The sequence below is a fragment of the Peribacillus sp. SRI_006 genome (assembly GCF_057586375.1).
This window is the reverse complement of record NZ_JBYCZT010000015.1, coordinates 144,345-168,357: the sequence shown is the minus strand read 5'-3', so window position 1 is coordinate 168,357 and position 24,013 is coordinate 144,345. Positions and strand designations below refer to the sequence as shown.

The following is a 24,013-nucleotide window of genomic DNA, read 5'->3' as shown; positions in this document are numbered from 1 at the left end:
TCTAAACCTTAGGATTATCCTAAGGTTTTTTTGTATAATTTCAACTATTCGTTGAAAAGGCTTAAAAATAGCATGATTTTGGTAGGGGGCTTCTCGATGACCGGTAAAGAAGAAATCCTGGACAATAAACAAATTCTTCATTCTTTTGCGGAATGGTTAATGGGTCAAAATAAATCCGATGGTACGATTAAAACCTATGTGGGAGTTATCTCCCAGCTTCTTCAATGGTTTAAAGGTGAAGCGGTAGAAATTGAAAAATCCCACGTGCAAACCTATTTAGACGATATGGAACAGTCAAACAAGAGTGCAGGAACGATTGAAAAGCATTATTCTGCCATTACCATGTTTTCCAGGTTCCTTGAAAAACCCGAAATCGTCCTCAACATCGATCGTAAAGCAAAGGAAAAGAAAGAAGATCCGCCAAAAGTCCTGAACATGCTTGAGCAAGCTGCTCTCCTAAAAGAAATCGAGGCCTCTGGGCATTTCAGGAATATTGCCATTGTCTACACAATGATTCATACGGGGATCCGGGTGTCCGAACTTTGTGATTTGAACCATAGCGACATCCAAAAAGAGGGAGAAAGGGAATATATCCTCATCCGGGATTCAAAGGGTGATATAGACAGGAAGATTCCACTTTCCATAACTGCCAGTGAAAAGATCAAGGCATACAAGGAATTTCTAAATATGGAAACGGAGGCCATCTTCATATCCAGTGTGAATCAGCGCATCACGCCAAGGTCCGTGCAATATATGCTGACTAAATATAATGCGACTCCCCATAAGCTGCGGAATACGTTTTGCCAAACATTAATCGATAAGGGGATAGACCTTCAAACCGTTTCAAAATTGATGGGGCATAAAGATTTGAACATGACCAAACGTTATATAGGAGAAGGAAGAGAAGAATTGGAATTAGCCATTGAAAATACTTTTGATAATTTATAAGGGCCCTTTGGTAAAATCCTTTTCTAATAGTATTTCCTTCTTAGAGGATATTAAAAAAGACACTGCTCCCAATAAAAATTAAGGGAAACAGTGTCTTTTTTATTGTGTCCAAATAGAAGAAAGAAACAATTTAAGATGTGCCCGCCTTTTTTTAATTGTTCAAATCACTCAAGCCGGGGCTATGTTCATTTGGCATATCCGGCATTTCGGGAACCGGGAATCCTTTTGGCGGCTCGGTAACAGTAAGGTTTCCACCATTTCGGCTCGGTGTCTCCCCTTGGAAAATTTCGCTGATTTGAGTTTGATCCAATCTGAAGTTGAATTGGGCATTATGGTAGCCTAAATCCACATATTTGCGGCATTCAGGATATTTGTTCAAATCATAATTGGGTACAGGGAAGATTTTTCCCCAGTCGACACCAAGCGTTTCCAATGCCTTGGCAAATGCATTTTGGTGGGCATTGTCGCGAACCATTAAAAATGCCAGTGTTTCACGCATTGTTTTATTGGAACTCATTTCATAAATCCTGGACTTTTGCAGGACACCAGTAGATTCAAGCATGACATTGTTCAAAAGGTTTGCCACAAGATTACCGTGATCATAAACCCATGATCCATTCCATGGATTGCCGCCAGCATCGACAGGCAGGGAGGCTTTTGCTCCGATGATGAAATGGTGAGGGTTTGCGCCGCCTTTGATGACTTCATCCAATGGGGCGCCGTCGGTTGCGACATCTCCAGGCATATCCCCGCCAGCTCCATTCAGCAGCTGGTTGATGGTTGATTGGACAAGTTCAACGTGGCTGATTTCTTCCAAGAAAACACCACGGAGTAAATCACGATATTGTTTAGCCTTGCCACGGAAATTGGCGCTTTGGAAAGAATACTGCATCATCGTCCGCATTTCACCGAATTGCCCTCCGAGTGTTTCCTGAAGTACTTTTGCTGCATGCGGATCAGGCTTATCGGGAACGATCATATTGATTAAATCTTCTTTATAGAAATACAAATGGAAGCCCTCCTTGAAATTGATATTTCTAAGTTAGCTTCTGTTATCTGTATTATATTATTCCTAAGGTGAAAAGTACTTTTATGGAATGGCGGGAAGAGAGAAATACTAAAGGGAAGAATGTTTTTGAAAGGATGTTGCACATGCTATCCAATCAGCAGTTAAAAGAATTTCAACAGCAATTGCAGCAAACGAAGCAAGAGTTGGAAAGAGCGATTAAATGATTCAGGCAAATACGATTTAAGAAGAAGCCTGGAGGATTCGACAGGTAAGGCTATCGAGTTACGATAATCATCCAAGCGATCAAGGAACAATGGTTTGGAGCGATTCTTAACTTCTAAAGTTTATGGGTACGACACTCTTGGGGAAAAGCGTGTCCAAGGGAGACCCCGCAGACGCAATGAGCGCCTAGGGCTTCCGTCCGCGGAAAGCAGTGCCTTGAGGAAACGTTCGAATTTTACAAACCTTCAAAAACATTGTTGGCAAAATGAATTATTATCGAGTTTGTCTACCAGTCTGACCCATTCTTAAAATAGAATGGGTTTTTTCGTTTTAATGGACATAAGGGATAGTTTTGGGTAAAGCGCTACTGAATAAATCTTTAAGCGCTATAACATAATAATTGAAGACATTTAAAAAATGATGCAAAACAAATTGATTTCACAAATGGTTCCTTATATGCAATAAGTTGCTTTTATAATGGATGAGGAGTGTAAGTATGGAAGGTCATGAGAAGCAAAATAAAGATGTAAGCGTGTGGTGCCTGATCAGTATGGCATCGATTCCATTGGTGATGACACTCGGAAATTCAATGCTTATCCCGGTTTTGCCCATTTTCGAGGAAAAGGTGGGAATATCTTCATTTCAATCAAGCATGGTGATAACAAGCTATTCCGTTGCATCCATCTTTTTAATTCCCATAGCTGGTTATTTATCAGATCGATTTGGACGGAAAATGGTGATTCTGCCAAGCCTGATCCTAGCTCTTATCGGCGGCTTGATCGCAGGTTATGCTTCATGGAAAATGGAAAATCCATACACGTGGATCATCATTGGGAGGGTATTGCAGGGGATTGGGGCGTCTGGGGCCTCGCCCATCATTTTGCCTCTAGTGGGGGATCTATACAAAGATGATGATGAAAAAACCAGTTCGTGTTTAGGAATTATAGAAACCTCGAATACATTTGGGAAAGTACTGAGTCCGATATTGGGTTCCCTGTTTGCTGCATTTATCTGGTTTTTACCATTCTTCTCGATTTCATTCTTCAGTTTAATATCTATTGTCTTGGTCTTTTTCTTTATAAAGGTACCTAAGGAGAAGGAAGAGCCGAAGAAATTCAAAGAATTCTGGCATGATACGAAAAAAATATTCAAGCAGGAAGGAAAATGGTTATATACGGTTTTCCTGATTGGTGTATTTGTCATGTTGGTTTTGTTCGGTGTTCTTTTCTTTTTGTCTGATAATCTGGAAAAAATCCATGATTTGCATGGAGTTAAAAAAGGTTTAGTGATAGCGATCCCGCTGTTTTTCCTTTGTGTATCTTCTTATGTTGCCGGGAAAAAAATCAAGGGTGAATTACCAATCATGAAAAAGATCATCATGATCAGTATAGCAGTCCTTTCCATCAGCCTTGTATTTGTCGGTTTTACAAAAAATAAGGTTTTCCTTTTATTACTCGTAACGAGTTTGGTTGGCATAGCAATTGGTGCGTTATTGCCGACACTCGACGCAATCATCACTCAAAATATAAAAAAGGAACAGCGGGGGACAATTACCTCCTTCTATATGTCATCAAGGTTCATCGGAGTTGCGGCAGGCCCTCCGGTCATGTCCCTTGTCATGAAAAATCATATCAATTTGACCTATATCATTTCAGGGATCATTGGTATAGGCATCGTTTTGATTGTTATGAAATTCTTTAGTTCAGACAAAAAAGAAGCTACTGCCTAAAAGGTCTATAGAAATCCCCCAAAAAAGCCGGGCTTTCCCACGGCTTTTTTGTAATCGGGAAAATTTTTTTTGCATGTGGTTATAGGCAGTAGGTTGTCACATAAAATGTACAAGTCATGAACTAGCTCAAAGGAGTGATGCTTTTTGAGTGTACATTTACTGCTGAGTTACTTTTTCTTGGGACTTACCCTTGCAGCACCGATCGGTCCGGTGAACTCTGCTCGTATCGATAAAGGAATCAAGAACGGGTTTTGGCATGCCTGGATCGTTGGGGCAGGGTCGATGATTGCAGATGCCTTGTTCATGATTTTAGTGTATATAGGTATGGTACGGTTTTTAGAAATTCCGATTGTCCAGATTTTTCTATGGCTTTTTGGGGGATTCGTGCTTATTTATTCTGGTGTCGAAAGTGTTTTACGGGTTAACACGATATTATTAAATGAATATCGGAATAAAGATTCTTTACTTTCCTGTTTTTTGACTGGGTTCATTATGTCTGTGACCAGTCCATTATCCATTTTATTTTGGTTGGGGATATATGGATCTATTTTAGCTAAAACAGCTTCAAGTTATGGGACATCACAACTTTTCCTTTATAGCGGGATGATCTTCCTTGGACTTACCTGTTGGGATTTTTTTGTAGCGGCATTAACGAATGGATTTCGCAGGTTATTAAATGAAAAAAGCTTAATGGCCATTTCGATCATCTCTGGATTATCATTGGTAGGTTTTGGGGTTTATTTTGCTTATCAAGGTATTTCTGCCATCATATCATCAAGCAGGATGCTTTAGTTTATTACATAAGGTAGGGTATTTGAAAACTTCTTCCTTGCATATTTCATTGTGGCATTATCAACACTATGAATGATGGAAGGAGGGGGTAATGTCATGACGACAAAAGCCAATTGCAGTTCAGCGAAAGGGAAGGCTGTCCAAGATTCTAATGCATCAGGTGAACAACAAGGCAATATGAAATGGTGGCAGCTATCATTGGTCGGTGTAGGCTGTACGATCGGGACGGGGTATTTCCTCGGATCGACCATAGGGATTAAAACGACGGGGCCATCCATTGTATTTTCATTTGTATTGGCTGCACTAGGTACCTACATCGTTTATAATCTGCTTGCCAAGATGACGGCTGCCGATCCTCAAGAGGGTTCTTTTTGTTATTATGCCAATAAAGCATTTGGACGATGGGCTGGCTTTAGCTGTGGCTGGAATTATTGGTCCTCCAATATATTGATCATGGGAAGCCAGCTTACTGCGCTTTCGCTATTATCTCAATTTTGGTTCCCGAAAGTACCGCTGTGGCTATTTGCATCCGGTTTTGCAATAGTTTCAATCGTGGTGGTACTGCTGGGTACAAAAGGGTTCGACAGGGTGGAAAATATCCTTGCGGTAATTAAGACAGCAGCAATCGTAATGTTTATCATTTTAGCCATATGTGCCGTTTTCGGCTGGTTTGGTCTTGATGGAGGGAAACCGCCATCCTTTCCGAATAAGTTCAATGAGTTATTCCCAAAAGGCCTAAAAGGGTTTTGGACATCACTTATCTATGCCTTTTATGCGTTTGGCGGCATTGAGGTCATTGGACTGATGGCGATGCAGCTTAAAAAGAAGGAAGATGCGCCAAAGGCAGGGACGATCATGCTCTTGGTTCTTACCATCATTTATGTGGTTTCATTGGGGTTAGCCGTAACCATGATTTCGTTAGGGGCATTCAGTGAAAAAGAAAGTCCATTCGTTTCGGCATTGGACAGTTATCACCTGGCATTTTTCCCGCACGTTTTTAATGGTGCGATCATCATTGCCGGTTTCTCGACGATGACCGCTTCACTGTTTGGTGTAACCAATCTATTGGTAACGCTCTCCAATGACGGGAATGCACCCTCATTATTTATGCAAAAGATCAGGAAATTCAAGGACCTTCCACTGCCTTCACTGGGTCTTGGAGCCTTAGGACTATTAGGATCAATCATCACTGCCTTGCTCCTGCCAGGCAAGATTTATGAATACATTACAACATCTGCTGGAATATTACTTTTGTATAACTGGGCATTCATCATTCTTTCTTCATTCAAAATCTTGGAGAATAAGATTTGGAGTAAGATTACGGCCGTTTTCGGACTTCTTTTAATTTTAGCAGCGGTCAGCGGCACTCTGCTTGAAAAAGAAATACGTCCAGGTTTTTTCATCAGCCTTTTATTCATCGTGATCATCGGTCTTGCCGCCGTTTTCATGAAATACAAGGTTTGGAATAAGAACAAGGCGATGGCCGCAAAAGCCAGTAAATCTGAACTTGATTGAAAAAAGGGAACGCGACTATATGCAGTTGGTTTTATCCCCTACAAGTAGACACAGTAAAAAGAGAGCATGATAAAATGTTCTTAAACAGTATATCTGGGAGGGATTTTAATATAGAAGAAACTCGTCAAAAAGTCTATTTTCCAGTCGTAAAGGCTTTTTTAGTTTCGTAAAAATTACAGCTTAGAATGCTTCATGCCGGTAAAAATAAAAGAAAAAGGAAATAAATAGAAAAAGTCGAAACCATTATAGCAGAGGTTTCGACTTTTTTTAAAATTAGGGACGTTATTTTTTCATGAACTTAATGAGGTGTTATTTGTTTAACCAAATAAGAAAAGTTTAGGAGGAAGAACAATGAAATTAACAAAGATAACGATTAGAAATTATAAAGGAATAAAGGAACTTAGCTTAAACATCGAAAATATTTCACTTATTATCGGTCCGAATAATTGTAGTAAAAGTACAGTGCTTCAAGCATTATTCTTCGAGTGAAAAAAAACTAAAGAAGGATCTTTATCACAGACATATTACCTCTGAACCAATTAGTTTTCATGCTACATTTGAAAATTTAACGCCAGAGGAAATAGAAATGCACGGACTTAAGAAGTCAATACACGAGCCAACAGGCAAATTTATTGTTAGATCAATTTATAAGTTTGACAGTGACGTTGAAAGAGTATCTAAGTTAAGTGGTAATGAGGAACATGATACGAAGAACATTGGGAAGGTAAAATGGGAGGAGGAAAAGGTGGCACGCATTTTTTAAATGTATTTCCTGAGATTATTTATATTCCTGCTGTGAAAAATGCAAGTGACGATATTAAGGATACATCTCCATACATGAAAACTTTGTCTACGCTTTATAAAGATGTTATAAAAAATTTAGATGAGTATAAGGAAGCACAGGCAAAAACTGAACTTTTGCAAGATAAAATAAATGCACACGATAATGATCAGATTAAATATTTCGAAAAAGAAGTTCAAGGATTTCTAAAAGAGGTGACGGAAACTAAAATAAAGTTTAATGTCGATATAAATCCTTTGGATGAAATTGTTGGTACTTCTTTAAAGCCTAACTTTGACTATAATGGCTTGGAAACTTTGTTAGATCATCAAGGGAGTGGTGTTCAGCGTACATTTATACTATCTATACTTAAAGGGTTTAAGATGTATAGTAAAAAATATCGATCTGAAGAAAAGGGAGTCGGGAGACCACTAATTATAGCTATTGAAGAACCAGAGCTTTATCTGCACCCTCACCTTGCTAGAGTATTTAAAGACACACTATATTCTTTGGCAGATGAAGGGTTTTTTCAAGTCTTGGGAACGTCGCATTCTCCTAATTTATTGATTTGTCACGTTCAAATAGAACTTTAGCTAAGCTATCTTTAGATAATGAGAAAAATGTATTTGCACACCAGGTAAATTCAGATATTTTTGGATTGCCATCTCAAGAGAAAGACAAGATTCAAGCATTATTAAAATTCAATCCTTATGTTAATGAAATATTTTTCGCTGAAAATGTCATATTAGTAGAAGGAGATACAGAGGTAATTGCTTTGAAGTTAATTGAGAGAAATATAGCTTAAGATTAACTTTTTAGTGTCCAAAATATTGCTCAAAACCAAAGAGATAATTAATCTTTTTCAACATCCAAAAAAGCTAACAAACAGTAATCTTACTTAATTGTATAGAGATTTCCTATAACCTCATTAGGAGCAGTTCCGTCCATTTCTGCTTTTCCAATACAACCTAAATTATAGTGGACTTTTGTTAATACTCTAAAAAATTCATGAGACATACATTCATAACATAATTCTTCATCAAAAACATAAGCTTTAATTTTAGGATTTATATTCTTCTTTGCATTAGCCTGCTTTAGTTTTGCTGCTGTTCTATGAGAGCCATCTATTAAAATTTTCCCCATGTTAGTAAAGTCTAGAGCTGGAAGGTGAACAGCTATAGCAGGCTTTTTATTATGAATGGCACTTTCTAAAACCTTTTTATCTAATTCGTCAAATGGTATATGAAACTCATTGATATTCATTAATGATGTATTCATTTTCTCTCTTTTTATAATTTGAGTGGCTTTATCGACATTCCATACTACCTTGTAAGAATCTCCTAACGTTGGGAATTTGATTTCTCGGTAATAAGCGTTAATATTATCAATGGGTGTTTTTGCCGTATAAATCTCATATGCAAACTTTATATACTCTTCCCCTAAATCTGTCAAAATCTCTGCATAACCAGTAGTATCAATAAATTTAGAGTTAAGCTCGTGAAATTTATCATCAGAGAGCTGTGATATCATATTTGTTAGATTGAAAAATGGATTGTTATAAAAATCCAACTTATTCCCTCCTAATTAATTGATCATAGTAACTAATTACTACTAAGAACTTTGTCCGGCCCACCTTCTATCTTATTACATTATGTAAAAATTTAACTTTCAACCTACCTTACAATGATTAACATTTATTAGATGTTTAGTTTAATAACTTGAACTGCTTGTCTTTTATAAATCTAATAGGGGCACTACCAACAGCTTTTGCTGCAACTTATTGCAATTATACCATCAGTTAGTCATTATTAAAGTTGAATAATAGTATTTTTACTAATTTAAGGAAATTCAAAGAAAATAATAATAAACTTTAAGGTGCTTTTATCCATCATATAATATTAACTACAAACAACACAGCAGTAATCCCAATTACAGGATGCACTGCTGTGTTGTTTGTTTAGGTATTCTACGTATTCATCATTAGCCCGATAACTTCTTATTATTCGGTGAATTTAAATCAGCATAATCCTGAACCCTTTCGATTTTACCAACCAAGAAAATGTATGACAGGGCTCCAGCAAAGGTTATACAAGCAATAAAGGTAAGTGCAGGAGCAAAATCACCACCCTTGGCAAGGAAGCCGATCACAATCGGTATAATAATTGATGCTGTACCACCAATGAAATTGAAAGTACCTCCAGCAATCCCAATCAGCCTTTTTGGAGCAAGCAATGAAACAAACACCCAGGTGATTGATGCGAAACCGTTTCCAAAAAAGGCAATACACATGAATAAAATAACTAGATTAGTATTGTCAACAAAATTCGCACCAATGATTGAAGTGGAAAGCAATAATCCTGATATTACTGGGACTTTCCTTGCAATATCTGCAGATACTCCTTTTTTAACAAGGAAATCAGATAGGAAGCCTGCGAGTAAAACTCCGACAAATGCCGCTAAGAATGGTAGGGAAGCCAGAAGACCAGACTTAATGAATGTTAAGCCTCTGTATTCAACAAGGTAAGTAGGGAACCATGTTAAGAAAAACCATAGTGTGGAAGCTACTGCAAACTGTCCTATATATATTCCCCATAGTTTTCTGCTTGTCAGAACAGCCAAGAAATCTTTTTTACCTATTTTTCTAACAGGTGAATCATCATTTCCAGAATAAGATTCAACGATAGCTCCACCTTTTTTGATATAATCCATTTCAGCCTTGTTAATGCTCTTACTATGCTGTGGATCTCTATATAAAACATACCATAAAATGGACCAAGCAACCCCTATGATACCTGTTATAATGAAAAGCCCTCGCCAGCCTACCGACTGCTGGAGAAACACTAAGGTTGGAGTTAAAAAAGCCAGTCCTACAAATTGACCAGATGTGTAGATGGAGATGGCTCTTGCTCGTTCATTTTCTGGAAACCAGCTAGCCGCAACCTTACTGTTGGTCGGGAAGGCAGGAGCTTCGAACGCCCCAAGCCCGATCCGCAACAAGAAAAACCCTGAAAACCCGCTTACAAATCCCTGTAGAAGCGTTGCGATGGAAAAACCCGCAATTCCGTATGCGTGAGTTCTACGATTCCCTAGTTTTTCTAAAATCCACCCGCCTGGAATCTGCAAGGCACAATAAGTCCAGCCGAACGCAGAAAAGATTAACCCCATACTTACGGAATCCAATCCTAGTTCTTTTGAAATAAAAGGTGCTGCTATGGAAATATTGCTTCGATCCATGTAGTTAATAATTACGGTGAAAAATAGCATCATTACAATTCTGTAACGAACTTTTGTCATTTTCTTATTCACTGTACTCACCTTTTTCATTTGGGATTTTCTTTTACCACTCCGCGATACTACCGTCTTTGTGTCTCCAAACAGGGTTTCTCCAATTATGACCAATCTCCGTCATTTTTCTCACATGGTCCTCATTTATCTCGATTCCCAGTCCTGCCCCATCCGGAATCTTCACATAGCCTTCCTCGTATTTGAATACTTGATTATCAACTATGTAATCCAGCAAATCACTACCTTGGTTATAATGAATGCCTAGGCTTTGTTCTTGGATAAATGCATTATGGCATGTAGCATCCACTTGTAGGCAGGCTGCCAAAGCAATCGGTCCTAAAGGACAATGAGGAGCAGCTGCCACATCAAAGGCCTCAGCCATTGAGATGATTTTCTTACATTCTGTTATTCCCCCAGCATGCGATAAATCAGGCTGAATAATATCGGCATATCCATCTGTAAGGAGCTTTTTAAAATCCCACTTAGAGTACATTCTTTCACCGGTTGCAATCGGAATCGCAGTATGATTCACAATATCCCGTAAAGCTTCATTATTCTCAGGTAATACAGGCTCTTCAATGAACATCGGTCTGTATGCTTCCAGTTCTTTTACAAGGATTTTGGCCATTGGTTTATGAACCCTTCCGTGAAAGTCAATTCCGATTCCAATATGTGGACCTACGGATTCACGTACAGCAGCAATTCGCTCTATCACCTGATCAATTTTTTCATAGGAGTCCACATATTGGAGTTCCTCAGTCCCATTCATTTTAACCGCTGTGAATCCCTTAGATACCACTTCCTTAGCTGCTTCACCAACATCAGAAGGACGGTCTCCACCGATCCAAGAATAAACCTTAATAGAATCTCTGGCTTTTCCTCCAAGAAGTTGGTGGACCGGGGCGTTATAATATTTCCCTTTGATATCCCAAAGAGCTTGATCAATCCCGGAAATCGCACTCATTAAGATTGGGCCTCCACGATAGAATCCTGCTCTGTACATGAGATTCCAATGATCTTCAATATTAAGTGGATCTTTACCAATTAGATTTTCCATTAATTCATCAACTGCAGCTTTAACCGTTGCCGCTTTTCCTTCAATTACGGGTTCTCCCCAGCCAACAATGCCTTCATCTGTTTCTATTTTTAAAAATAACCAACGAGGTGGTACTTGGAATAATTCATAGCTTTTAATTTTCATACTAAATCTCTCCTTAGTAGTTTTATGGGTGATTGATAGACCTCTATTTTTTTAAGATCGAATAGCAGAAACAAATGATCTTGCTTTTTGCGTCAATTCCATTAAGTACCTTTCATTTACTTCCTGTTTTGCGTCGACAAGCGAGCTGCCAATTCCGAAACCAACTACTCCAGCTTTTTGGAACTCGGCTATATTGTCTAAAGTAACTCCCCCTGTAGGTAAAAGAGGGATATGAGATAACGGACCACGAATATCCCTAAAATAATTTGGACCGACACTTGCCGGGAAAACCTTGATAATATCTCCTCCATTTTCATATGCTGTTAGAATTTCTGTAGGGGTGAAAGCTCCTGGTATACTAACTGCACCATATCTTTTCGTCATTTTAATGGTTTCTAGATGTACGGTTGGAGATAAGATAAATTTTGAACCTGCGAGGAGGGCTGCCCGGGCTGTTTCAGGGTCTAATACCGTACCAGCGCCCACCACCATTTCCTCGCCAAGTTCTTTAGAAATTAGTTCAATAGATTCTAGAGCATTAGGAGAGTTAAGTGTGATCTCAATTAATCTGATACCACCATCCCGTAAAGCCTTTGCAATTTTTAATGTATCCTCTGGCTTTGCCCCTCGGACAATGGATATGATTTTATTTTCAAAAATACGAGTAAGCGTATTCATTCTGAACACTCCTTTAACGGATTACATCCTCTTTATTGGTTTGGTTCATATATTTTTCAAGTGTTTCTTTATCTGGAAGCCCTTCAATATCACCATTTACAGTTGTAACAATTGCGCCTATCGCACAACCACGTTTTACCGCTTCATGAATAGGTATTTCATCCAATATCCCGGATAATACGCCGGCAGCGAATCCATCGCCAGCTCCAATAGGATCGATTACCGTTGCGACCTGATAAGGCTGAACATAACCAGAAGTATCAGAAGTGGAATAGTAGGCCCCCTTTTCTCCTAGCTTCACTATTACTATTTCAGCACCTAATTGTTTACATTCTCTCGCTATCTGTTCACAATCTGTTGACTTGAATAAGTAGTATCCTTCCGAGATTCCTGGAAGAATGATATCGGACTTTGCTGCTATTTCCAATAACGTTTCTCTACCTGTCTTATCATCAAGAAGCGTCTTTCGTACATTGGGGTCAAATACGATTTTTTGACCATTTTTCTTGGCAAGCTCTATTGCATGTAAAACAGTATTTTTACAAGAATCACTAAGTGCAGGTGTTATTCCAGTAAGATATAGGAACTTTGCTTTGGCTATATAGCTTTCTTCCATATCTTCAGGGACCATTTTACTGGCAGCAGATTGATTTCGGTAATAGAAGACTCTTGAACTATTGATAGTTGTTCTTTCTCTTAAAAACAAACCCGTGGGTGCGCTTTCATCTTCTTTTACAAAAGAAGTGTCCACGCCCTCTCCCCGTATTCTTGAAAGAATACGTTTTCCAAGCTCATCCTTGCCAACTCTGCTCATCCAGCCCGTTTGATAGCCAAGCTTCGCTAATCCAATAAGTGTATTTGTTTCAGCACCGGCAACTCTTGAAGTGAAATTCCGGTTGTATCGTAATTGACCTGTTTCTTCAGCAGAAAATAAGATCATCGTTTCCCCTAAACTTACAACATCCATGTGAACACCTCGTTTCATTAAAACTGACTATTCCCTGCATTTCCAATACTGGTTGCAACATCTTTTGCGGTGGTAATCAATTTTCCTACGATAAAATCCTTTTGCTTAGTCATCCTATCCTTTGGACCTGCAACACTGATGGCTGCTTGAATAGTATGGTTGGTTCCATAAATCGGAGCAGCCAGACAGTATAAACCATCTTCATTTTCCTCATCATCTATCGAATAACCAAGCTCATTAAACAATGTTAGCTGCTGTTCAAGCCGCTTTTTGTCTGTGATGGTGTGCTCGGTGATAGGGCGCAATTCAAGACTATCCAGGATAGTATTCCTTTGTTGCTGAGGTAAAAAGGCTAAAAAAGCCTTTCCGAGACCTGTGCAATATAAGGGTTTTTGACTTCCAGGCTGTGCGGTAGTACGAATAGAACGGTTGTTATCAATTTTCGCAACATAAACCAGTTCATTCTCTGATAACACCGCCATGAATACCGTTTCTTGAACATTCTCCATCAATTTTTTTAAATAAGGCAAGCCTTGAGAGGAAATATCCAACGAATCCATAGCCGCGCTACCAATTTGAATCAGCTTTGGTCCTAACTTATATTTATTATAGGAATCGAGGGAGAGATACCCCTCATTTAACAACGTTCTAATGAGACCAGAAGTACTGCTTTGTGGAAAAGACAAGGATTCACTAATTTCCTTGATGGTTAAACCATGCTGCGCCTGGCTTAATAATTCAAACACTCTTAAAACTCTTTCTGCAGATTTAACGGACATTTGTTTACTCTCCCTTTAAATCACATATATGATTTAATATCCTATATATGATTTGATAATTTAATATTATCATAGGGATATTAAATATCAAGATTAAAATTTTTATTTTTCAAAAAATTGAAATTTTAAGAATGATAAACCCGTTAAGAATAATACTGATATCGACTTTCGCCAAAGTGCTATTATTAGCAATAATTAAAGGGATTTAGCTTCCATTTATCTGATCTTACCAAGTGACAGGCGCATAGATGATATGTTATGTTATGTTGTCATCTCTACATATTAAATAAGAATAAAGGAAAGGGTGCTTGACTATGAACAAAACGGAATTAGTAAATACTGTGGCAACACAGGCTGATCTAACAAAGGGAGACGCGAAAAAAGCAGTCGATGTATTGTTTGAAACGATCTCCAATACTCTCGCTAAAGAGGAAAAAATCCAACTAGTTGGATTTGGCACATTTGAAGTGCGAGACCGAGCAGCTCGAACGGGTAGAAACCCACAAACAGGAGAAGAAATACAAATTGCAGCTTCCAAAGTTCCTGCCTTTAAACCAGGTAAGGAATTAAAAGAGGCAGTTAAATAATAGTATAGTAATTTAATATAAAACACTTTGGGGTGAGCCTTTCTCAAAAGTGTTTTTTCTTTATGAAAAGGTAGGTTTTTACTTTCGCCTAGGATTACACAAGCGTTAGAGCATTTTGAATCTACTTCGTGCGGCTAGCACTACAGTCTGTACAAAAAGTAAAGAACACCTTTTGACATTCTGTACGTGTCGCTTCGGCATTAAATGGTTCGATAACGACGAACTGTACGGCTCATGATTCGCCTACATTCCGTAGGTTCCTGTACCATTTACGGCTACTGCCGCCATACCGAACGAGACGGAAACCGTAAGATTAAGGGATTAATTAATAAATAAAAGGTCACAAGGAAAGCAGCCACCCGGCTGCTTTTTTTTATTTTTTCCTTTGCCTTCCGAATCGTAAAACAGCGCAGGCCGGCTAAACTCCCAGCCGGTAGGACACCCGAACCTTTCCGGCAGGAAGCTAAGACGGCCAGTCAATCGATCAAGGGGCAAAAAACTTTTTGATTAGGGGCGCTATCGCAACATCAAAAACTTTTTGTGCTTAATCCCTTGACCGATTGCCTATGCGTGTTTTTCGTTCTACATGTCAAAGGGGAAAAATAATTCCCCTTTGGGGAACTAATTCGCTTCGCAAGGCAAATGAAAATAGGAAAGAACAACCCACCAGAGAAAAACCAAAAGGGCAACAAATAAAAAAAAAAATGAAAAGGAGTTTTGAAAATGGAATTAACCCCAATTTTTGAAGTGGTACGAATTAAGCAGGAAATCAGGGAAATGGTTGAGCCGTTTGCGGCCTTTCAAATTCGCAATCCAGAAGATGCCCGAGAATTAGCCGCAGCGCAAATCGCAAACGAGGACAGGGAAGTTTTTCTTGTCATGATGCTCAACACGAAAAATCATGTTGTAGGTCTACATCGGGCGCATGTGGGAAGCCTGAATGCGAGTGTCGTTCATCCTAGAGATGTGCTGAAATGCGCCATTTTAAACAATGCGGCTTCCCTTATTGTCAGCCATCAGCACCGGAGAAAGGATATGTTTCTTTTTTATTAATCTTCTGATATATTAGGTGTTAACTAAAAATATTAGGTAATACCTAAAGTGCGAGGTTATTAAATGGGGAAGCAACCTTTTTTATCTGTAATCAGCAATAAACAAGAAATATACTATCCTACATATGAAGAATCAAGGGGATACCAAGCAAAGTTAATGGGGTTATGGGAACAGCAACAGCGTGTTCTAGGATATACGGAGCATACCATAGCTCTTGGAACAAAATGCTTGAAGGAATTCTTAGATGTATCAAATAAGTTCATATGGGAAGTTACAATGTCCGATGCAGATAAGTTTTATTTAGGATTGGTCGGAAGAGGACTAGCATATTCGACTAGAAGAAAATATCAATCCACTATTTCTACATTTCTAGAGTATTTAAAGACAAGGCATGGTCATGAAATATGGGAGAGGTATAAAGTACAAGTTCCTAACTTATTAGATAAATTTAACCGTTACTATCATAGAAAAGATGATCATAATGGTCAGGTAATACCTCCAAAACCTGAATTGCTTGCTAGATTTTGGAATGGTATGAAGGAGGAAATGAAAACAGCTAGAAAATACTCCACTGTTGCGAGAGACTATACCCTTTTTAGGATGTTAGAATTAACAGGTTTAAGAACACAAGAAATAATTATGATGGACGTAAAAGACTGTAGGTTCGACTTAGGGGAAAAAGGTAAAATTCATGTTCGTTTTGGAAAAGGATCTAAGGGGTCAGGATTTAAGCGAAGATGGGTACCGATGTTAGATGATGTAGATATACTTCTGAAATGGTACTTAGAAAGGGTTAGACCTCTTTTCACTACCGAAACTGTGGGACCTTTATTTTTATCAGAAGGTGGATTAAGGTTAAATAAACACACAGCTCGAAAGAATTTAGCGAGAAGGCAAGAAAAGATGGGTTTTACTAAGGAAGAGATTTTTAGTCCTCATCAATTACGTCATTCATTCGCAACTCGTCAGACAGAACTTGGTGTTGACTTATTAACACTAAAGGAACTGTTAGGTCATGCCGATGTCGCAACGACATTTAACTACTCTAATCCTGGTTCAGATCATTTGGAGAAAAGAGTGAGGATGGCTCAGGAAAAGTGGCAAAATCAATTATTAAACTTTAATAAAAAGGGTGAATGAATTGGCGATTGAATGGAGATTAAGAAAAGTCATGGCTGATAGTGGAATATGGTCTGGTGCTGAGTTGGGTAGGCTATTGGAGGATAAAGCAGGTTATAAACTATCTCCACCCTCAATTAGCGCATTATTAACTGGTGAGCCAAAGCAAGTAAAGACGCAAACAATGGATGCACTGTGTACTGCACTAGAATGTACTCCAAATGATTTATGGAAACATACTCCTACACCTGTGAAAAAACTTGAAAGGCCAATGAATAATAAGTTGGCAAAGGCGGTTAATGAATCCATTTCTGAAGACAAGCTTCCACCAATTTAGGAGAATAATGAACAATTTTACTTGCGTATCCTGTGGGAGAAAACTGAATCCGTCACAAATTAATAAAAAAACAACCGTCTGTCAAAATTGTTTTGATAAAGCTCGTGTAGAGAGAATCCAAACTGAAGATTTTCTTAAAGAGAATTTCAAAAAAACATGGAGTGCAACAATATTTAAAAACTATGTTCTATATTTCAAAGAGCTAGGTATTGGTGTATCAACAATTCGTAGGCACACTAGTAAGGTGTTACAGGTTTTACAAGCAGCTGAAAATGAGCTTTTAAGACCTTCTAATATTAATGAAGGCTGGCTGGTATCTACATTAGAAAAAATTCCTAATTCAAAGGGAGTTAAATCAAGTCTATTTAATTTTTTATTTAAGGAAGGCTATTTAAGCTTTAACGCAGATGAGGGAATTCTTAAGGGCATTAGAGAGCTTTTAAAGCAAGTCCCAAAAGGATTTATGCGTCTATTAGATATATATTTCAACGAAAGAATGGAGCTTAGGAATAGGCAAGTAAAGTTTAATGCGAGGAATCCATTATCCCTTTTAACAGTAAAGGCAGATATAGAAATATTTGTAAGATTAGTCCGATGGTTACAAATCTACTGTAAACATATAGATTCTTGGGATAATGTTCAACAAGAAGATATACATGAATTTCTATTAACTTTAACACCTAAGCATCGTGAGATTGTGAGGAAAGATTTATTAGTTCTCTTCAAGTTAGCCAAAAGAAAAAGACAAATAACCCCCATATACCTATCTTGGATATAAAATCTAGAGAGCTTCCTCCAACTATCGAGCCTTTAACCTTTGATGAGCAAGTAAGAGTGGCTAAAGTAATAAAAAGTCGCCTCTATGAACAACCCTTAGAGTGTTTATTGACAACCCTATGTTTTTATCATGGGTTATCTTCATCACATATTAGAAACATAAAAATAAGTGACATAAAGGCTGATTTGAAGGCAATTTACTTGAATGAGAGAACCCCTGTTTATTTATCTAATGATGAACTAATATTAATAAATGAATACATTAAACAAAGATCGAACATTAGAAACGTACAGAATAAGCCTTTTTTAATTTTAAGTTCGAGTTCATCAGAGGTATATCAGAATCGTCCAATCAATAGCACCTTCATTGCAAGGAAGGTAAAGGCTTTTTGTGGTTTTACACCTAAGTCTCTAAGAATTACTTGTTTTAGTATGATAGCAAGCAATTTTGGACCACAAATACTCGTCGAAGGGTTTGGCCTATCATTAACACAAGCTTCAAGATATGGGAAGCTAGAGGATTATCTTTTAGAAGAACAAATAAGATCTGAACGTGATTTTATTAAGGAAAATGGGACTTAACTTTTAATTAAAAGGTGATCTAGTTAATGGGGAAATCAGTAATGATTGAACAGTTTAACCCGTTTATATGCTGTTTTTTGATAATGTAGGATTTTTTCTTATTTAGCAATCGGGCCAGATTGTTGAGTAAGGAGTTATGTTAGGACTAACGGGTGCTTTACTTCAATAAGGGAGTTGCTTAGGCAGCTCTCTTTCTTATGGCACTATCGGGGCAGGATAGTTGAAGAGTCGCTGTTTGATCTTTCTTCAACAATTGGGCCAGATTGTTGAAGAAAAGGAATGATTAGAAAGTGATTCTAAACTCTAAGTTATTTAATTAAAGAGGCAGTAAACTTCAATTAGCTGTCAACTAATCGATTGATTGCAATACGTAAACGAGTTGTGCTTATAATAAAAATGTGGTTAACAAGAGATTGATAGAAATAAGGAGCTTTTTAAAATGACGCATATTTTAATAGTAGAAGATGATGAAAACATTCAACAGTTTTTGAAGCGTGCATTATTTGAATTAGATGCAGATTTACACCTTTCTTTTTCAGTCAGTGCTGCAGATGCCTTAGTTATGGTACAAAGGCAACGGTATGATGTATTTATCGTCGATATTCAATTAGTCGATTATAAAGGTACAGATTTGGTTAAACAGCTTCGCTCTATACAGACATATAAATATACGCCAATCATTTTTGAAACAGCTGTTGTGACAGAAGAACTACGGGCGTATCGAGAATTAAAATGTTATCACTACCTAATGAAACCATACACAAAAGAGGAAGTGCAGAATATTGTTGCAGAGGTACTCGAATACTTGCACCAAGCAAAAACAGATGAACAAACAGTCAGGATTGAACAAAAAGGGTTTATTTTCGAATACCGATTTCAAGATATATTATATATTGAATCATTTGGCAAAAAAATGGTTATTCATCTCTTGACGGAACAAGGGGGACACCGACAAGAAAAAATTGCAGGGTATTCTTTAAAAGCGATGATGGGATTATTACACGAAGGGCCATTTGTGCAATGCCATAAAAGCTATATACTCAATAAATCGTATATTGAAACGATTCAAAAAGCAGACAATCTTGTCAAGCTTCGCCATTGTTTAGTCCCATTACCAATTGGACTTAAATATCGCGATCAAGTAGTGTAGAGGTGAAAAATGGGATTGTTATTATTTGAAACAGCACTTGATGTATTCTCACTCTTTTTGATTATGTTTTTAGTAGGGCGTGAAAAGATTAGCGTTAAAAGGGGAGCAGTCAAATGGCTTGTAGTCATCTTGATATTTTGTCTATTCGATCATACCCAATTTAACTCAGCTGATAGTAATAGTGTTAATGCAGTACTGCTTAGGGATTTTGAAATTTTACCTGTTCAATCGATTCCAGGACTAATTGGACTACTTTTTTTGACATTATTAATGAATAGCTTTGTTTTAAAAGCATCACATGTTGAAATCATCTTTGTCACAATGCTTGGTTATATTATTTGGTTGTTAATACGATTATTCACTGTCACGACGATCGATTTACTGACAATTAGTCAGTTGGTCATTCGTCCATTATCATTTCTGCTAACGATATGTTTTTATTGGCTTGTGACAAAAAGGTTTTTAGTTTATATACGCAATGATTTCAATGAGTTTGTCAAATTAATGATTGTCAGTGTTTTTGGTTTTCTATTGTATATCATTCTGTCATCAAGGAATCAAAATGGGTTAATGATTCATTCTGTTTTTATAGAATTTGTTGTTTTGATTGTGCTTGCAATGCTTGGTTGGCTATTTTATGAACAAAAAAGGGCTCAGGTAATGGAAAATCGTATGAAAGCAACTGAAAAATATATACCAATTATTGATGAGTTAGTTGCGGAAGTACGATCTAGACAACATGAGTTTTCGAATAAATTGTTAGCCATTTCAAGTATTTTGCAATCGACTGAGGACATGAAGGTTGCACGCGAGCAGGTTTCAAAGTATGTAGAAAACGTGCAACTAACAAATGGACAGCATGAGCTACTGAATATGGATCATAAAGTGATTGCAGGCTTTCTCTATACGAAGATGAAACGAGTAGAACAGTTAAAAATGGAATTACATATTGAACGTTCGGTATCGGTTTCAGCCTTTCCATGCGAAGATTATGATTTAATTGAAGTACTGGGTATTCTGATTGATAATGCCATTGAAGCTTGTTATGGAGGCGACACAATTTTAATTCGAATGATGCAATTAAATGATCGATATGAGCTGACAGTTAGTAATCCAGCAGGGTATATGACAAATGAACAATTTATGCAGCTTTTTAAGCCCAGATATTCAACGAAATCCACTCATTCGAACGGCCGAGGCTTTGGTTTATATAACGTCCAACAGATCGCGAAGCAATATAGCGGAAAAATTATCACACGAAACGAACAAAAGAATGGGCAAATGATTACGATAGGTATTCAATTTTAAAGCATAAACAAAGGTTTTAGAGGAACGTAAAAGTATACGTTCCTCTAAAACTTTTGTTTGTTTCTAGCCTATTGTTTCGAGTAAATATGTTCGTTATAGTGTAGTCAACGAAACGGAGGTATACGATGAGAAATTTAATCATACTGGAATGGCGTAAATTAAAACTGCCCATTTTACTTACAATCATAGTAGGGACTTTATTATCGATTATTTTATGTAGCACCATTTATAAGAGTTATGCATTAGAGCATCAGCTAGAAGTATGGGAAGTTGGGTTTGAAATATTTAATTTCATATTCCCACTCCTTGCAGTTTTACCGACGTGTTGGCTCATGTACTTTGAGCGTAAAAATGGCTTCTTAAAATACATTTTACCGAGAGCGAGTAAAAAACAATATTTGTTATCGAAGTGGATTGTCATCAGTGGCAGTGCGTTCTTAATCATGTTCATCATTTCTTTTGCAGGTGTTGTTACAGCTCTTTATGGAGTTCAGCCGATTGATGTGACATATACCTGGATTTCACCCCAAACAGGAGAAGCTGCACCGAGATTATTACAAACGCATTTTGCAGGAGAACTATTTACTGAATCACCACTAATATATGGGTTGTTGTTAAGTGTTTGGAAAGGGTTCATTTGTGCCATTGTGGCAACGATGGGATATGTGTTTAGCCTGTATAGCAAAAACTTATTTGTCATTTTAACAGGTCCTTTTGTTTATACGATTTTAGAAAATTTCATCCTTTCGATTTTACACCTTGAAAATTTACGATTATTTACGGCTTTTGAACCAACAAGTGTCGAGGTCGAAGTTGTTGGCCTGCCATCATTTTTATTTGGTCCAATGTTAGCCATCGTTATCATGATCCTTTATGCCATTTATATGAACTTTAAGGTAAAAGAGTCTATTTACACGATGTAGGAGGAAAAAGTATGATTTCGATCTTAAGACATGATGTTCGAAAGCATATCGGGGCGCCTCTACTATTATTAGCCACTATCTATATTTTGTTTTCTATAGTAGAACGGCAAGGTAATTCGGATAGTTATGAAGTGTTTGTTTTACGTATGTTAACGGAGCATTATTTAATGATTTACTGTATGACACCGATTTTTTTATTATCTATTTTTAGAAATTTAGAAGAAGATACACCTTTTTTATTAGTTCGTTGCCGAAATTTCACACGTTACTTTTATACAAAATGGCTAGCCATCTCGATTTACGCAATACTATTTGTTTTATTGCAAATCATCATTGTAGTTATAATCGGAATCGGCCTACCACATGGGAATGTCTACCCTGTGAATAGTTCAGCTGAAAATGAACTATTTCACTATTTTGAATCTATCTTCTCGACGCCTATAATGGCTACGATTAGTAGCAGTGTATATATGATGGTCGGCTTAGCTTTTGTTGGCGTATCCACCTTAACCATTTTTCATTTCTTCGATCGACGAGTGGTGATAGTATTGGTCCTACTTGCCTATGGGATTATGGCTATCAGTATTAAAATACCTGCACTAGGTTCTCTACCCTTTATTACGTTGAATCGCTACATTATACTTCATCACAATTTTATGGGAAATGGTGTTTTATGGTCAGTTGCAGGGATGATTGTGCTGTTAATTGTCCAAATCAGCTGCATTCGACTTGTTTGGTATCGAAAGTTGTCACCATCTTGGAATATAACACGCAAAGGATTGTTTTTTTATTACGCACAAGCATTATGGACACGGAAAATCATTTTATTGCTATGTGGAATTGTAGGGATTTTAACGATATGGAAAGTGATGAATGGTACGGAAGAGTCATTACAAGATTATATACTTCGCTTTTTCTATGGACAGGAAATAGGAAAGTTCCATTTGTTATCCTTTTTAGAGCAGCTCATTTATTATGGAACGCCGTTATATTTGCTTGCATTATTTATAGAAACTTGGTGTACAGATGATAACTTGCCTGTATTTATACGAATCAAGCAAAAAATGAAGTGGTTGTTCGCGATAGTTGCAAATGGACTTATATTCCAAATTATTTATATTAGTTTAACTTTTGCATTACTTTTTATATGTGGTCTATTAACCAATAAAACATGGACAGCCCATACAGTCCAGATTTCCGAAAGTATACAAGTGAGTATTTGGCCTATTTTTATTTACTTGAAAATAATGGAGTTTAGCGTTTTGTTCCTAACGTTTTTCTTATTATTTATTTGGCTGAAAAATGTGACGGCTTCTTATTTAATTGTCATGGCAACGCACGCACTCAATATAGTACCAAATGCATTGTTTTCAAATAATCCTACAGGTTTAGGAACGATTGCAAGGCTCCAAATACTTGAAGGTTCGGCAGGTATACCTATGAGTAAAGCATTTACAGTATTAATGCTCGGATTCATCCTACTACTGGTCTTTATTAGTCGTTCATACAAACGTTTTTTTAATTAGGAGGTTCATTCATGACAAACGTAATCGAAGTAAGTAATGTGTCCAAGGCATTTTCTGGACAAACCATCTTGAAAAATATTCAGCTACAAATTGAAAAAGGGAAAACAGTTGGTATTGTCGGCAGTAACGGTAGTGGAAAATCGGTATTATTTAAAACGATTTGTGGATTTATTCGTCCAGACGAAGGAATGGTAAAAATTCGAGGAGAAGTGTTAGGAGCTAGAATTGATTTTCCAGAGAATGTAGGGGTATTTATTAATTCACCAGGATATATTGAGATTTATAGTGGCTTTAAAAATCTCCAGTACTTAGCTGCGATTAATAAAAAAATAACAGATATCCAAATTAAACAAACGATGAATCTTGTTGGATTAAACTCGGATAATAAAACGAAGGTGAAGGATTATTCGCTCGGTATGAAGCAAAAGCTTGGCATTGCTCAGGCCATCATGGAAAATCAAGATATTCTAATTCTCGATGAGCCATTTAATGCATTAGATTATAAAACATATAATGATATCAAGGAGATTATCAGATCACTTCAAGATGCTGACCGAACAATTTTACTAACAAGTCATCACTTTGAAGATATTAAAGAACTTTGTGATGAGGTGTATTTTATCGCTGACGGTGAACTGAATCATTTAACAGAAGAAGTTAAGTTGATTTATTTTAAACGTTCTTAATAAAGTAGGGGACTATAATATCACCAGCTAATAAAAGCATATAAGTTATTCAAGAAAGG

26 protein-coding genes are annotated in these 24,013 nt (G+C 37.2%); 19 read left to right on the top strand and 7 right to left on the bottom strand.

Annotated features, from left to right (window positions below; translation table 11 throughout):
• The first annotated feature begins 96 nt into the window (after nt 1–96).
• Nucleotides 97–948, top strand: a complete 852-nt coding sequence (locus AC2YHV_RS21500) for a tyrosine-type recombinase/integrase (RefSeq protein WP_487374104.1) — start codon at nt 97–99, stop codon at nt 946–948.
• 151 nt (nt 949–1,099) lie between these two features.
• Here AC2YHV_RS21500 and AC2YHV_RS21495 read toward each other — a convergent pair whose 3' ends face one another.
• On the bottom strand, nt 1,100–1,957 hold the full coding sequence (locus AC2YHV_RS21495) for a manganese catalase family protein (RefSeq protein WP_487374103.1): 858 nt from the start codon (nt 1,955–1,957) through the stop codon (nt 1,100–1,102).
• A gap of 83 nt (nt 1,958–2,040) precedes the next feature.
• Here AC2YHV_RS21495 and AC2YHV_RS21490 point away from each other — a divergent pair, with 83 nt between their 5' ends.
• From AC2YHV_RS21490 to AC2YHV_RS21460, 7 genes are all read left to right on the top strand, one after another.
• A complete protein-coding gene (locus tag AC2YHV_RS21490; RefSeq protein ID WP_487374102.1) occupies nt 2,041–2,181 on the top strand; it encodes a hypothetical protein in 141 nt (46 codons plus the stop codon).
• 494 nt (nt 2,182–2,675) lie between these two features.
• The gene (locus tag AC2YHV_RS21485; protein ID WP_487374101.1) at nt 2,676–3,908 is read left to right on the top strand and encodes an MFS transporter; all 1,233 of its coding nucleotides are present in this window, start codon (nt 2,676–2,678) and stop codon (nt 3,906–3,908) included.
• A gap of 144 nt (nt 3,909–4,052) precedes the next feature.
• Nucleotides 4,053–4,700: a LysE family transporter gene (locus tag AC2YHV_RS21480; RefSeq protein WP_487374100.1), complete on the top strand. Its 648-nt coding sequence runs from the start codon at nt 4,053–4,055 to the stop codon at nt 4,698–4,700.
• 177 nt (nt 4,701–4,877) lie between these two features.
• Entirely contained in the window at nt 4,878–6,215 is a 1,338-nt protein-coding gene (locus AC2YHV_RS21475; RefSeq protein ID WP_487374111.1) for an amino acid permease, read from the top strand.
• Between the two features lie 351 nt (nt 6,216–6,566).
• On the top strand, nt 6,567–6,704 hold the full coding sequence (locus AC2YHV_RS21470; RefSeq protein WP_487374099.1) for an AAA family ATPase: 138 nt from the start codon (nt 6,567–6,569) through the stop codon (nt 6,702–6,704).
• Between the two features lie 240 nt (nt 6,705–6,944).
• Complete coding sequence (locus AC2YHV_RS21465; RefSeq protein ID WP_487374098.1) at nt 6,945–7,589, top strand: ATP-dependent nuclease; 645 nt, start codon at nt 6,945–6,947, stop codon at nt 7,587–7,589.
• The gene (locus tag AC2YHV_RS21460; protein ID WP_487374097.1) at nt 7,565–7,801 is read left to right on the top strand and encodes a TOPRIM nucleotidyl transferase/hydrolase domain-containing protein; all 237 of its coding nucleotides are present in this window, start codon (nt 7,565–7,567) and stop codon (nt 7,799–7,801) included. The genes AC2YHV_RS21465 and AC2YHV_RS21460 overlap by 25 nt, the downstream gene beginning before the upstream one ends.
• Nucleotides 7,802–7,890: 89 nt before the next feature.
• Here the strand turns inward: AC2YHV_RS21460 and AC2YHV_RS21455 are convergent, their stop codons facing one another.
• The 6 genes from AC2YHV_RS21455 to AC2YHV_RS21430 form a co-directional block, all read right to left on the bottom strand.
• Nucleotides 7,891–8,565 (bottom strand): hypothetical protein, encoded by a 675-nt coding sequence (locus AC2YHV_RS21455; RefSeq protein WP_487374096.1) that lies wholly within the window; start codon nt 8,563–8,565, stop codon nt 7,891–7,893.
• Nucleotides 8,566–8,976: 411 nt separating this feature from the next.
• Complete coding sequence (locus AC2YHV_RS21450) at nt 8,977–10,302, bottom strand: MFS transporter (RefSeq protein WP_487374095.1); 1,326 nt, start codon at nt 10,300–10,302, stop codon at nt 8,977–8,979.
• A gap of 31 nt (nt 10,303–10,333) precedes the next feature.
• Entirely contained in the window at nt 10,334–11,482 is a 1,149-nt protein-coding gene (dgoD, locus tag AC2YHV_RS21445) for a galactonate dehydratase (protein WP_471801615.1), read from the bottom strand.
• Between the two features lie 51 nt (nt 11,483–11,533).
• A complete protein-coding gene (locus AC2YHV_RS21440) occupies nt 11,534–12,160 on the bottom strand; it encodes a bifunctional 4-hydroxy-2-oxoglutarate aldolase/2-dehydro-3-deoxy-phosphogluconate aldolase (protein WP_487374094.1) in 627 nt (208 codons plus the stop codon).
• A gap of 13 nt (nt 12,161–12,173) precedes the next feature.
• On the bottom strand, nt 12,174–13,127 hold the full coding sequence (locus AC2YHV_RS21435; RefSeq protein WP_487374093.1) for a sugar kinase: 954 nt from the start codon (nt 13,125–13,127) through the stop codon (nt 12,174–12,176).
• Between the two features lie 17 nt (nt 13,128–13,144).
• Nucleotides 13,145–13,906, bottom strand: coding sequence for an IclR family transcriptional regulator (locus AC2YHV_RS21430; RefSeq protein ID WP_487374092.1), 762 nt, complete (start codon nt 13,904–13,906; stop codon nt 13,145–13,147).
• A gap of 314 nt (nt 13,907–14,220) precedes the next feature.
• Between AC2YHV_RS21430 and AC2YHV_RS21425 the strand changes: the two genes are divergently transcribed.
• The 11 genes from AC2YHV_RS21425 (at nt 14,221) to AC2YHV_RS21375 (ending at nt 23,954) form a co-directional block, all read left to right on the top strand.
• Nucleotides 14,221–14,493: an HU family DNA-binding protein gene (locus AC2YHV_RS21425; protein WP_487374091.1), complete on the top strand. Its 273-nt coding sequence runs from the start codon at nt 14,221–14,223 to the stop codon at nt 14,491–14,493.
• Between the two features lie 723 nt (nt 14,494–15,216).
• Nucleotides 15,217–15,546: a JAB domain-containing protein gene (locus tag AC2YHV_RS21420; protein WP_487374090.1), complete on the top strand. Its 330-nt coding sequence runs from the start codon at nt 15,217–15,219 to the stop codon at nt 15,544–15,546.
• 63 nt (nt 15,547–15,609) lie between these two features.
• Nucleotides 15,610–16,686: a tyrosine-type recombinase/integrase gene (locus AC2YHV_RS21415; RefSeq protein WP_487374089.1), complete on the top strand. Its 1,077-nt coding sequence runs from the start codon at nt 15,610–15,612 to the stop codon at nt 16,684–16,686.
• A gap of 31 nt (nt 16,687–16,717) precedes the next feature.
• Entirely contained in the window at nt 16,718–17,002 is a 285-nt protein-coding gene (locus AC2YHV_RS21410) for a helix-turn-helix domain-containing protein (protein WP_081088781.1), read from the top strand.
• A gap of 7 nt (nt 17,003–17,009) precedes the next feature.
• The gene (locus AC2YHV_RS21405; protein WP_487374088.1) at nt 17,010–17,780 is read left to right on the top strand and encodes a hypothetical protein; all 771 of its coding nucleotides are present in this window, start codon (nt 17,010–17,012) and stop codon (nt 17,778–17,780) included.
• Between the two features lie 56 nt (nt 17,781–17,836).
• Entirely contained in the window at nt 17,837–18,361 is a 525-nt protein-coding gene (locus AC2YHV_RS21400) for a site-specific integrase (protein WP_487374087.1), read from the top strand.
• A 439-nt stretch (nt 18,362–18,800) separates the two neighbouring features.
• Nucleotides 18,801–19,511: a LytR/AlgR family response regulator transcription factor gene (locus AC2YHV_RS21395; RefSeq protein WP_487374086.1), complete on the top strand. Its 711-nt coding sequence runs from the start codon at nt 18,801–18,803 to the stop codon at nt 19,509–19,511.
• A gap of 9 nt (nt 19,512–19,520) precedes the next feature.
• Nucleotides 19,521–20,819 (top strand): sensor histidine kinase, encoded by a 1,299-nt coding sequence (locus AC2YHV_RS21390; protein WP_487374085.1) that lies wholly within the window; start codon nt 19,521–19,523, stop codon nt 20,817–20,819.
• Between the two features lie 125 nt (nt 20,820–20,944).
• Nucleotides 20,945–21,742 carry an ABC transporter permease gene (locus AC2YHV_RS21385; RefSeq protein WP_487374084.1) on the top strand — a complete coding sequence of 266 codons (798 nt, stop codon included), beginning with the start codon at nt 20,945–20,947 and terminating at the stop codon, nt 21,740–21,742.
• An 11-nt stretch (nt 21,743–21,753) separates the two neighbouring features.
• A complete protein-coding gene (locus AC2YHV_RS21380; RefSeq protein ID WP_487374083.1) occupies nt 21,754–23,268 on the top strand; it encodes a hypothetical protein in 1,515 nt (504 codons plus the stop codon).
• Between the two features lie 11 nt (nt 23,269–23,279).
• Nucleotides 23,280–23,954 carry an ABC transporter ATP-binding protein gene (locus tag AC2YHV_RS21375; RefSeq protein ID WP_487374082.1) on the top strand — a complete coding sequence of 225 codons (675 nt, stop codon included), beginning with the start codon at nt 23,280–23,282 and terminating at the stop codon, nt 23,952–23,954.
• The last annotated feature ends 59 nt before the right edge of the window (nt 23,955–24,013 follow it).

Bases quoted from the DNA above. Each gene is read 5' to 3' on its own strand.
- AC2YHV_RS21500 (WP_487374104.1), top strand. From the start codon at position 97: ATGACCGGTAAAGAAGAAATCCTGGACAATAAACAAATTCTTCATTCT.
- AC2YHV_RS21490 (WP_487374102.1), top strand. From the start codon at position 2,041: ATGGAATGGCGGGAAGAGAGAAATACTAAAGGGAAGAATGTTTTTGAA.
- AC2YHV_RS21485 (WP_487374101.1), top strand. From the start codon at position 2,676: ATGGAAGGTCATGAGAAGCAAAATAAAGATGTAAGCGTGTGGTGCCTG.
- AC2YHV_RS21475 (WP_487374111.1), top strand. From the start codon at position 4,878: ATGAAATGGTGGCAGCTATCATTGGTCGGTGTAGGCTGTACGATCGGG.
- AC2YHV_RS21470 (WP_487374099.1), top strand. From the start codon at position 6,567: ATGAAATTAACAAAGATAACGATTAGAAATTATAAAGGAATAAAGGAA.
- AC2YHV_RS21465 (WP_487374098.1), top strand. From the start codon at position 6,945: ATGGGAGGAGGAAAAGGTGGCACGCATTTTTTAAATGTATTTCCTGAG.
- dgoD (WP_471801615.1), bottom strand. From the start codon at position 11,482: ATGAAAATTAAAAGCTATGAATTATTCCAAGTACCACCTCGTTGGTTA.
- AC2YHV_RS21440 (WP_487374094.1), bottom strand. From the start codon at position 12,160: ATGAATACGCTTACTCGTATTTTTGAAAATAAAATCATATCCATTGTC.
- AC2YHV_RS21435 (WP_487374093.1), bottom strand. From the start codon at position 13,127: ATGGATGTTGTAAGTTTAGGGGAAACGATGATCTTATTTTCTGCTGAA.
- AC2YHV_RS21430 (WP_487374092.1), bottom strand. From the start codon at position 13,906: ATGTCCGTTAAATCTGCAGAAAGAGTTTTAAGAGTGTTTGAATTATTA.
- AC2YHV_RS21425 (WP_487374091.1), top strand. From the start codon at position 14,221: ATGAACAAAACGGAATTAGTAAATACTGTGGCAACACAGGCTGATCTA.
- AC2YHV_RS21420 (WP_487374090.1), top strand. From the start codon at position 15,217: ATGGAATTAACCCCAATTTTTGAAGTGGTACGAATTAAGCAGGAAATC.
- AC2YHV_RS21415 (WP_487374089.1), top strand. From the start codon at position 15,610: ATGGGGAAGCAACCTTTTTTATCTGTAATCAGCAATAAACAAGAAATA.
- AC2YHV_RS21410 (WP_081088781.1), top strand. From the start codon at position 16,718: ATGGCTGATAGTGGAATATGGTCTGGTGCTGAGTTGGGTAGGCTATTG.
- AC2YHV_RS21405 (WP_487374088.1), top strand. From the start codon at position 17,010: ATGAACAATTTTACTTGCGTATCCTGTGGGAGAAAACTGAATCCGTCA.
- AC2YHV_RS21395 (WP_487374086.1), top strand. From the start codon at position 18,801: ATGACGCATATTTTAATAGTAGAAGATGATGAAAACATTCAACAGTTT.
- AC2YHV_RS21390 (WP_487374085.1), top strand. From the start codon at position 19,521: ATGGGATTGTTATTATTTGAAACAGCACTTGATGTATTCTCACTCTTT.
- AC2YHV_RS21385 (WP_487374084.1), top strand. From the start codon at position 20,945: ATGAGAAATTTAATCATACTGGAATGGCGTAAATTAAAACTGCCCATT.
- AC2YHV_RS21380 (WP_487374083.1), top strand. From the start codon at position 21,754: ATGATTTCGATCTTAAGACATGATGTTCGAAAGCATATCGGGGCGCCT.
- AC2YHV_RS21375 (WP_487374082.1), top strand. From the start codon at position 23,280: ATGACAAACGTAATCGAAGTAAGTAATGTGTCCAAGGCATTTTCTGGA.